Raw genomic sequence first — 10,363 nt, 5'->3', positions numbered from 1 at the left:
CTTGCTTCAATCATTATCGCTCAAAATTTCTAAATCTAAATTAACTGTAGTTCCCCTTTTGACTTTAGTACCTTCTGCTATATCTTGATCAGATACCAATCCACTTCCCCCAGAGTTTGCCTTTAAACCTAATCCTTCTAGTATCTGAGATGCCTTATCCTTGGTTAAGCCATTCAAATCTGGTACTTCTACATCACTACTATTATAGTTTGGGTCGCTTCCAGTGTAAAGTATTACTTTTGTTCCCTCTTTAACAGTTGCACCTGGCAAAGGAGTAATATTTGTTATATAATCTCCATTTTGGTCTGCATCAAAAGTTAAATTATTATCTTTTAATATTTTTTGTGCGTCTGCTTTTTTCATTCCCCTTACATTTGGAACTACTACATCTTTTAGCATGCTTTTTGTAACATCATCACTAGATGCATCTGGCTTTATATTAAGATAATTAAATATATCACTAAACATCTGCTTTGCAACTGGAGTCGCTATTTGTCCTGCATAATAGTTTGAAGGATCTGGTTCATCTATAGATATCATTACAGTAACCTTTGGATCATTTGCTGGTGCCATTCCGGCAAAGGACGCTACATATTTGCCGGATTCATAACCGCCTCCATTAGGATTAGGCTTTTGTGCTGTTCCAGTTTTTCCTGCAATATGATATCCATCAATAAATGCCTTTTTACCTCCACCTTCTGATATTACCTTTTCAAGATATCCACGAAGCTCTTTTGCCACATTTTCATCTACTACCTTTTTATCATCATAATCATCATAATCTTTATCTACAATTTCTTTATTATTTGAATCATAATTAACTATTTTTTTCATTACATGTGGTCTAATCCATGTTCCATTATTAGCCACTGCACTAAATGCACTTAAATATTGAACCATGGAAGCCGTATTTGCTTGACCAAAAGCAATAGTAGCTAAATCAACAGGTCCTATCTTATTTGTAGGTTTAATTATACCCCTTGCCTCTCCTGGTAGATCAATACCTGTCTTCTGCCCAAAGCCAAATTTAGTTATCCATTTATTAAGATTAGCAGGCCCAAGCCTTTGTCCTAAAGTGGCAAATCCTACATTGCATGAATTTTTTATTATATCAACAAAACTCTCTTGACCGTGTCCTGTACGCTTCCAGCAATGTATTATTTTATTTGCAATTGTAATGCTTCCACTACAGTTAAACTGATCATTTTCTTTAACCACTTTTTCTTCCATAGCTGCTGTTGCAGTTATAACTTTGAAAATTGATCCTGGCTCATAGGCATCATTAACAGCTCTATTTCTCCATTCACTTTGAAGTTCATTAAAACTTTTACCCTTTTCCCAAGGATCATTAGGATTATAATCTGGCTTATTTACCATAGCCAAGATTTCTCCATTCTTAGGATTTTCAACTACAATAGATACTGCTTTTGCTTTATTGTCGCTAAGTGCCTGTTGTGCACTCTTCTCTGCAAATTCTTGAATATTTTGATCAATAGTAAGTACAACATCTTTTCCATTAACAGGCTTTGTGTAATCTGAAATAGTATAAGGCAAATCCGCACTATTTCTACCTATTTCAGCAATTCTCTTTCCAGGCTCACCAGCTAGATATTTATCATATTCAAGTTCCACTCCTGTTAATCCTTTACCATCAGAATTAGTATGTCCAATTACTTGAGATAAAAAATTATTATTTACATAGTATCTCTTTGTATCAGGAGAAACTATAATGCCATTAACTTTTAACTGTGAAACTTTATCCGCTACATCTTTTTCAACTCTTCTAGTTAAAGTAGCAGAACCAGCTGGTTTTCCACTGGGTAGTTTATAATTTAATAGTTTACTTACATCCTCTGTCTTCATTTCAGTAGCTTCAGCTAATTTTTGAGTTAAAGTATTCATATCCATTTTTTTAGTACTATTTAAATATGCTCTTATAGTACTTAAATCAAGATCAATTCTATAAACATTACCACTAACAGCTAACTCCTGACCATTTCTGTCAAGTATTCTACCTCTTTTAGCTGATATCTTTACTTCGCTTGTCCACTGATCAATCGCCATTTGTTTATATTTTGGAGACAAAATGACATTTACTTTAAATAATCTGCAAACGAGAAGAGTAAACATTATAATAAAAATAATCAATATAAAAAATAATCTGTTTTTTATTATTACATGATCTCTATACGTTTTTTTACCCAACTAAAATACCTCCATTAAACTACTAGTTTTTTATTCATTACTAATAGTTATTAGATATCTTAGTAAAATATAACTAAAAGTTTCTTAGCTATGTTTTTTTATTGAGCAAATAAATATATATACTATCAATGAAGCTTAAAAAAGCTTGTCTTTTATTTGCTGAAAAATTGACTTTTGTTTTTTGCTGTCAACTGTATTATTGGATTTAAGAGTTTGTCTGTTATAGTCTACATAAGCTGCCTGATTCTTATCTGACTTAACCATATTAAGTTTAGAAGCTTTATCTTCTATAATCTGTATTTGGCTATTTTTCATTAATTGCAATTTCAAATTTTCATTGTTTTTATTCATATTATCATTTTCCATGGTAGCAGCAGACAAATTCTTTTCCATATTATATATACTGGAATATCTGTAAACTACGGTAAAACCTATTGTAAAAGTTAAAGCTATGCCAATCATTACTTTTGCTTGACTTCTAAGTTTAGACTGCCTTAACTTACGTAGTTTTTCATTTTCCTCTTGCTTTACTTTATATCTTTTATCTTCAGAAGACTTCCTTTCTGGTGCTAATGCCGTGTTCCCATTATTTATGTAATTTTTATCTGTTACTATCAACTTATTCACCCCTCTAAATAATTTAAAATTAAAGTTTTTCCCCTATTCTTAATTTAGCACTTCTACTTCTTGGATTTATTTCTAGTTCGTATTCGCTAGCTTCTTTTGGCTTTCTTGTTATGATCTTTATTTCAGGTTTTTTCCCACAAACGCATATAGGGAAATCCTTTGGACATTCACAAGGATCCTGAAGCTTTTTAAATTTTGTCTTTACTATTCTATCCTCTAAGGAATGAAATGTAATTATTGCTATTCTTCCACCACTATTTAATCTATTAACTCCATCTTCTATAGCCTTATCTAGTATTTCTAATTCTTTATTTACTTCAATACGTATTGCTTGAAAAGTTCTCTTTGCAGGATGAGGTCCTTCTCTTCTAAATCTAGCGGGAATAGCAGCTTTAATAATATCAACTAATTGAAAAGTTGTTTTTATAGGCTCTTCTTTTCTTCTCTTTACAATAAAATAAGCTATTTTTTTTGCAAACTTTTCTTCTCCATATTCTCTAATTAATCTATACAAATCATTTTCTTCATAATTATTAACTATTTCATAAGCTGATAGACTATTGTCTCTATTCATTCTCATGTCTAGTGGAGCATCATGCATATAACTAAATCCTCTTTCTGCCTCATCTAATTGATAACTGGATACTCCTAAATCCATTAGAATACCATCTACCTTATCAATATCTAATTCAGAAAGTATTTCTTCTATATTGTAAAAATTATTGTGAACATAAGTTACATTATTGTAATCCTTTAATTTTTCAGAAGCTGCTTTAAGTGCATCTGTATCCTGATCTATTCCAATCAGTCTACCATTTTTTGAAATTTTTTTAAGTATTTCACTAGAGTGTCCTGCCCCACCTAGTGTGCAGTCTACATAAATTCCATCCTCTTTTATATTTAAGCCATCCATACATTCATCTAGTAAAACTGGTATATGTTTAAAACTCATGCTATATCTCCTCCAGGTCCTATTCAAATAAATACTAAATCAAAAGTTCACTCATTTGTTCTGCTATTCCATCCATATCTATATCAGATTCATTATAATCATTCCATTTTTCTTTACTCCAAATTTCAATTCTTGTAGAAACTCCTATACTTACTATTTCCTTATTAATAGAAGCATATTCTATTAAATTTTGTGGAACTAGTGCTCTTCCCTGTTTATCTACGCTTATTTCATTTGCTCCTGAAAAGAAAAATCTGACGAATGCTCTGGCATTTCGGTTAGTAAGTGGTAATTTTTTTAATTTTGTTTCTAGCACTTTCCATTCATCCATAGTATAAGCATAGAGGCATCCATCTAAACCCTTTGTCAAAATAAAAGCAATGCCTAGTTCTTCCCTAAACTTTGAAGGAATTATCATTCTATTTTTACTATCAATGGCATGCTGATATTCTCCTATGAACATCTTCTACACCTCTTTGCTATTCTAGGCTTTCTCCACCTAGGCACATTCAAATATCATATGCCTTACTATTTCTTTTAAATATATTACTCCACTTTCAACCACTTAAAACCACTTTACTCTACTATTCTATAATATTATAAAGAAATCCTTCTTTATAATCAATATTTTTTAATTTTTTTAGTAAATTTTAGTTCATATCTCTATACATTGGTTATTTTATACAAGGCATATGAAAATAAATAGTAATTCAAAGATGCGACGTATATTTTGAAGCCTACAAGGAAACATATTCCAAAGATAGTGGGCTATCTAATGGTTCTGTTGACGCAGTAGGATTTAAAATAGACTAGAATACTGACTAGTTATTTATTTGAATATGCCTAAGATCCCATTACAGAAAATCTTAAAAATTTTGATTATGTGATTTTCTTCAAAATTTGAGTAGGAATTAATAAATTGAAATTGATAGTATTCTAGAGTATAATTAGGAAGTATTATAGTAAACGGAAGAAAGGAATGTACATAAATGAGATTAGGAATTGTAGGTTTACCAAACGTTGGGAAAAGCACTTTATTTAATGCCATTACTAAAGCAGGTGCTGAATCAGCTAACTACCCTTTCTGTACAATAGAACCAAATGTAGGTGTAGTTGATGTTCCTGACAAAAGGCTTGATGTTTTGGAGAAAATGTATAACTCAAAGCGTAACATTCATGCAAGCATTGAGTTTTATGATATAGCAGGTTTAGTAAAAGGCGCTAGTAAGGGAGAAGGTCTTGGAAATAAATTTTTATCCCATATAAGAGAGTCTGCAGCCATAGTTCATGTTGTAAGATGCTTTGAGGATGAAAATATTGTTCATGTGGAAGGTTCCGTTGACCCTATACGTGATATTGAAACTATAAGTCTTGAACTTGTATTTTCTGATATGGAAGTACTTGAAAGAAGAATGGAAAAATCAATAAAATTATCCCGTTCAGGAGATAAAAAAGCTAAAGCTGAAATGGAAATCATGGAAAGGGTAAAGAGTCATCTTGAAGCTGGTAAACCTGTTAGAACTCTAGAACTAACAGAAGATGAAGATGTTTTTGTAAAAGAATTATTTTTACTCACTTCAAAACCAGTTTTATATGCTGCAAATATTTCAGAAGATGATTTACTTTCAGGAAATCATGAAAATGAATTTGTAAAAAAAGTAAAAGAATTAGCTGTTTCAGAAAATTCAGAAGTTGTAACTGTATGTGCAAGTCTTGAAGAACAGCTTTCAACGTTAACTGAAGAGGAAGAAAAAGAAATGCTTTCTGAGTATGGACTTGATCAATCTGGTCTTGATAAACTAATACATTCTAGTTATAAACTTCTTGGGTTAATGAGTTTCTTAACTGCTGGTGCTGATGAAGTAAGAGCATGGACCATATCTAATGGCACTAAGGCTCCAAGCGCTGCTGGTAAAATTCATACTGATATAGAAAGAGGCTTTATCCGAGCTGAAATTGTATCCTATGATGATTTAGTTAATTGTGGCTCAGAATCTGCCGCAAAAGAAAAGGGGTTATTTAGATTAGAGGGAAAAGAATACATAATGAAAGATGGAGATGTAGTAAACTTTAGATTTAATGTATAACCCTTTATATTAAGGCATGTGAAAATAAATAACAAGTCAAAGATGCGACGTATATTTTGAATTATACAAGGAAAAAGGTTCTGATGATAGTGGTGCTATCAGAAGGTTCTGCTGACGCAGTAGAATTCAAAATAGGCTAGCATACTGACTAGTTATTTATTTGAATGTGCCTAACCTTAAATATTGAACTAATAAGCTTTTAATTATGTTTATTTATTCTACCTATTATTTTTAGATAAATAAACTATTTAAAGGCTTATTTTGATTTAAAAAAATATCATTTCTATTAATTTTTCAATTTATTGTATTAAAAACTTTATAATTGGCCATATATAATAAATAGTAAGAAATTTATTAGGAGTGATGACATGAGATATTTAATAGCATCCATATTAATATTTTTTATATTGACTACATTATCTTTATGTAGAGCTTCAAGTATTGCAGATAGAAAAATAGAATCCATGATGCTTAAAGAAAAAGATCACTAAAATATTTCATAGTAGGAAGGTAGAAAACGCTAATGAACATAGGAAGTATTGTAAGATTAAATGATGATAACGAATGGAACGGAATGTATGGTGTGGTGAAATACATGCATAAGGATGTGGCCTATATTTTTTGTATACAACATCCTTGCTGTCTTTATGTAGCTACTGAAAAAAATAACATCTGCATAATAGATGAATAATTTAGGCATGTGAAAAGAAACACCATAAAATTTATAGTGTTTCTTTTACATTTAATTAGCATTATTCTTAATCCACTCCGACCAACTAGTATTAAAATTATCATTGTTTTGTTTAGAATAATCATAAAAACTCTTTAAGAGTTTTGCTCTAGTTCCCTTAAGATTCTCTATAGTAGTATTCTTTAACAAATTTTCTCCACCTAATACATATTGTCTTTTTATTATATCTTCAAAGGAAACGTTCTTGGCATTTTTCATCATATCATACATAGCCATAAAACTTGTGGTTCTGCCCTTTCCTGCTCTGCAATGGAAATGAAGCCAACTGGATTCCGGTAAAGTTTTTACAAAATTTACAAATTCATCTACTGCTTCATTAGATGGTGCTTCTTTATCGGTTGCAAGTATTCTAACATAAGACATATCCTGTCTTTTAACTAGTGACTCTTCATTTTCAACAGTTTTAACATCAAATGTTGTATTCTTAATTTTAACAGTCTTTTGTTCAGAAAGTTTTTTTAATCTTTCATTTTCATCTGCTAGAACTTGAGATTCCACTAAGCCTTTATTGGCCTTATTATGATCATCCGTCCAACTTATTGCATTTCCATTTAAGAATCCATGAGATTCTTCTCTTAAGTCCACTACAGTTATTGGTACTTTTTCTCCAATACTTTCCTTTGCAAGAGCTAATCCCTTTTCAGAAAATTGAGCACTCCCAGATATATTAAGCTTATTTAATCCCTCTAGATTAATAGACTTATCAATATCTTTTATTTTATTACTATCCGTGGTCTTTCTGAAATTTTTTGGTAACGTAACAGTATTATGGGCATTTATACTTAGTTTTAACTCCTTATTATCAAATGCCTTTATTACATTAGTACTACTAAAAATATACCCCGAAGCAAAAATAAATACAAAAAAAATCAACCAAAATATTCTTATCCTTTTTCTCATAAAAATCCCCTTACTCATAATAAATTTTTGTTTATAACTATTATGAGCAATTTAGATTTGAATATTCATTATTTTCTACTTTCAGAACCAGTTCTATATTTATCCATCTCATCTTTTGCAAATTTTATAATTTTATAGGAGTTTAGAGATCCCTCTCCCATCATTGTATCCATAGCATCATTTATATTTTCCATAGTGTAAATGTGAAACTTATTATTTTTTACTGCATCTTCAACCTCTTCATTAAGAACTATATTGTCAGCATTACTTGATGGTATTAGAACACCCTTTCCCTCAATATCATCTAATATTTTACATACGTTAAAAAAGCCCTCGATTTTTTCATTAACTCCACCAATAGGTTGTATTTCACCAAATTGATTTATGGAACCAGTGACTGCTATATTTTGTCTTATGGGTATTCTGCTAATAGCAGAAATCATAACTAATATTTCTGCTACAGATGCACTATCCCCTTCTATTTGTCCATAAACCTGTTCGAAACACAAATGAAAATCCACACTCAATCTCTTATAATCACCTAAAGTACTGTTTATCCATCCCTTTAGAATGTTGATTGATTTTGAATGAATACTTCCACTTAGATTACTATCCTTTTGAATATCAATAATATTCCCATCGCCTTTGTAGCAAGTGCAAGTTATTCTATTAGGCTTACCAAAAATTATATACCCCGCATCAATTACAGACAATCCATTTATTTGCCCTATTTTTTTACTTGTCACATCTAGTAAAATCTTATTTTCTTTATACATTTCAAAAATTTCATCTTGAAATTCACTGTTACTATTAATATATTTATCTATATCTTCTGCCTCAATTCCATTTCTCTTATTCTTCTTAGCATTATTATTAGAAAGCATTAACACTTTATCTATCTCTATATAATCAAGAAATAATTTATTTCTGCTTTCTGCTTTCCTAGATAAAAACTTAGCTATCTTATTAATAGCTTCTTCTGATATAGCTTCAATATGATTATTCTTTGAATAACCTTCTATATATTTAAAGAATACTGACTTATTCTCATTATTTATCTTTATATCTGGTTTGAATTCCGCTCTTATTTTAAATATATTTTTAAAATCATTATCATAATTATATAACATCTGGTAGGTATGATAATCACCAATAACAACAACTTTTTCCTCTATATTTATTGGTTCTGGATTTAATCCATTTAAAGAAATGGCTTCTAAATATCCTCTATTATAGTCAAAACTAATTTTTTCATTTAATAATGCCTTTTTTAAATAATAATAGGCGGAAGGATTATTTACTAAATTATCCATTCTAATTATAAGACATCCTCCATTTGCCTTTAAAATGGATCCAGCTTTTATAAGACTTACATCTGTTACATAATTACCGTTATGATTTTCATACTCAATGCTTCCTATAAGATTGTTTACATTAGGATCATCTTCATAAATAACTGGTGCTGTTATATTTTCACTATTATCAACAAGCACATTTACATAATACTTAGATATAATATTTATAATATTTTCTTCATCTTCATCATAATTTATGCTGTAATTATCTACTACATTTTTTTCTATATCTTCAAATATAGTTTCTATATAAGAATAAGCATCCTTATTATTTTTAAATTTCTCAAAATATTCATCTTTTTTACTCTTTAATTTGGTATCAAAATACACTCTAAATATATTTTTTATCTTTTCAATCTCTACGTCCTCAATGACTTTAAGTTCTTCTAGTATATTCTTTGATTGAACCCTAAGTTCTTTTATCTTTGATAAAATAGTATCCTTTTCAGAAGCACTTAATACGTCATAATCATTTTCTGTCATTAACTTCTTGTCTTCTTTCATAGGTATAAAACTAAACCCATCTTCAGTGGTTTTTATTTCAAAGCCTTCACTATGACTTTTTTCAATAAGCTCATCTATTAATTTATTTTTCTTTTTCTGTATCTTATCTATTATTACCTCTTTTTCCTTATCATTACTACTATTATCATAAAAACTATCTATAAAATCTTTGTATAATTCTTTGATTTCTTCAACAGCTCTTTTTAATGAAATTCCATTTCCATTATCCATAAAGATAACTTTTGGTATCTTTTCATTATCACTTACCACATAGCAAATATCCTTAGGATTGGTTTTCTTAACATATAACTTTTTAATATATTGTATAATATCATTTAATTTTTCTTTATTAAATTCGTCCACTATATAAATATTATATCCATATTTATCAATGTCGATTATCTGCTTCATCTTATCGTATATATCCTTGTATTGAGGCATAATACTATTATTAAAATTATCTTTACTATTATTTATATCTATCTTATATATAACATCTTTAGGAGTTAATTCTCTCTTCATACTACTCCCCTTTCATTACTTATTAGTTAAGGCATATTCAAATAAATAACTAGTCAGTATGCTAGCCTATTTTGACCTGACTAACTTGGCGTAAGTATCCCACGCACTCTGTGAAAGTGATTCGCACCAAATTAAAATTTGGGCTCTCTACTTTTCTTCAAGGGGGAGTTCAACGCCAAGTAAGCCATGCATTTGCAGTTCTACTGCGTCAGCAGAACCCTCAGATAGCCCACTATCCTTGGAACCTGCTTCCTTGCTCAATTCAAAATATTCGTCGCATCTTTGACTTACTATTTATTTTCACATGCCTAACAGTTAATTTCAACAATAACAATCTATAGATCATTTACAGAAATACTACTCTATTTTTCAATAAGAAGATAAACATTGTAATTTTATATCTTTCCTATAAATTCTATACTATATTAATATTCTTCTTATTAATATTTAGGAACGTTTT

At 29.8% G+C, this 10,363-nt stretch carries 9 protein-coding genes; 3 read left to right on the top strand and 6 right to left on the bottom strand.

The genetic code is table 11. The annotated features are described in order from the left end of the window. Nucleotides 1-6 precede the first annotated feature (6 nt). The 4 genes from RH99_RS16315 to mraZ all read right to left on the bottom strand — a co-directional run bounded on the left by RH99_RS16315 (nucleotide 7) and on the right by mraZ (nucleotide 4,247). Nucleotides 7-2,205, bottom strand: coding sequence for a stage V sporulation protein D (locus RH99_RS16315; protein WP_010240734.1), 2,199 nt, complete (start codon nucleotides 2,203-2,205; stop codon nucleotides 7-9). A 135-nt stretch (nucleotides 2,206-2,340) separates the two neighbouring features. Next, nucleotides 2,341-2,832 carry a hypothetical protein gene (locus RH99_RS16310; protein ID WP_243441510.1) on the bottom strand — a complete coding sequence of 164 codons (492 nt, stop codon included), beginning with the start codon at nucleotides 2,830-2,832 and terminating at the stop codon, nucleotides 2,341-2,343. Between the two features lie 19 nt (nucleotides 2,833-2,851). Further along, complete coding sequence (gene rsmH / locus RH99_RS16305) at nucleotides 2,852-3,784, bottom strand: 16S rRNA (cytosine(1402)-N(4))-methyltransferase RsmH (RefSeq protein ID WP_010240730.1); 933 nt, start codon at nucleotides 3,782-3,784, stop codon at nucleotides 2,852-2,854. Nucleotides 3,785-3,818: 34 nt separating this feature from the next. Beyond that, the gene (gene mraZ, locus RH99_RS16300) at nucleotides 3,819-4,247 is read right to left on the bottom strand and encodes a division/cell wall cluster transcriptional repressor MraZ (RefSeq protein ID WP_010240728.1); all 429 of its coding nucleotides are present in this window, start codon (nucleotides 4,245-4,247) and stop codon (nucleotides 3,819-3,821) included. Between the two features lie 526 nt (nucleotides 4,248-4,773). On the opposite strand from mraZ, the gene ychF reads away from it, so the two are divergent. From ychF to RH99_RS19400, 3 genes are all read left to right on the top strand, one after another. Next, complete coding sequence (ychF, locus tag RH99_RS16295; RefSeq protein ID WP_010240727.1) at nucleotides 4,774-5,871, top strand: redox-regulated ATPase YchF; 1,098 nt, start codon at nucleotides 4,774-4,776, stop codon at nucleotides 5,869-5,871. A gap of 368 nt (nucleotides 5,872-6,239) precedes the next feature. Then, nucleotides 6,240-6,362, top strand: coding sequence for a hypothetical protein (locus tag RH99_RS19965; RefSeq protein ID WP_279374521.1), 123 nt, complete (start codon nucleotides 6,240-6,242; stop codon nucleotides 6,360-6,362). A 32-nt stretch (nucleotides 6,363-6,394) separates the two neighbouring features. Beyond that, nucleotides 6,395-6,562 (top strand): hypothetical protein, encoded by a 168-nt coding sequence (locus RH99_RS19400; protein WP_010240725.1) that lies wholly within the window; start codon nucleotides 6,395-6,397, stop codon nucleotides 6,560-6,562. Nucleotides 6,563-6,613: 51 nt separating this feature from the next. On the opposite strand, the gene RH99_RS16290 is transcribed toward RH99_RS19400, so the two are convergent. Both RH99_RS16290 and RH99_RS16285 read right to left on the bottom strand, forming a co-directional pair. Continuing rightward, nucleotides 6,614-7,522: a fused DSP-PTPase phosphatase/NAD kinase-like protein gene (locus RH99_RS16290; protein ID WP_010240723.1), complete on the bottom strand. Its 909-nt coding sequence runs from the start codon at nucleotides 7,520-7,522 to the stop codon at nucleotides 6,614-6,616. Between the two features lie 68 nt (nucleotides 7,523-7,590). Continuing rightward, on the bottom strand, nucleotides 7,591-9,903 hold the full coding sequence (locus RH99_RS16285) for an AAA family ATPase (RefSeq protein WP_010240722.1): 2,313 nt from the start codon (nucleotides 9,901-9,903) through the stop codon (nucleotides 7,591-7,593). Between the last annotated feature and the right edge of the window lie 460 nt (nucleotides 9,904-10,363).

Origin of the sequence: Clostridium arbusti SL206, assembly GCF_000246895.1 — a bacterium.
Classification (GTDB): Bacteria; Bacillota; Clostridia; order Clostridiales; family Clostridiaceae; genus Clostridium_I; species Clostridium_I arbusti.
The sequence above is the reverse complement of the archived record's forward strand: the minus strand, read 5'-3'. Positions and strand labels throughout refer to the sequence as shown.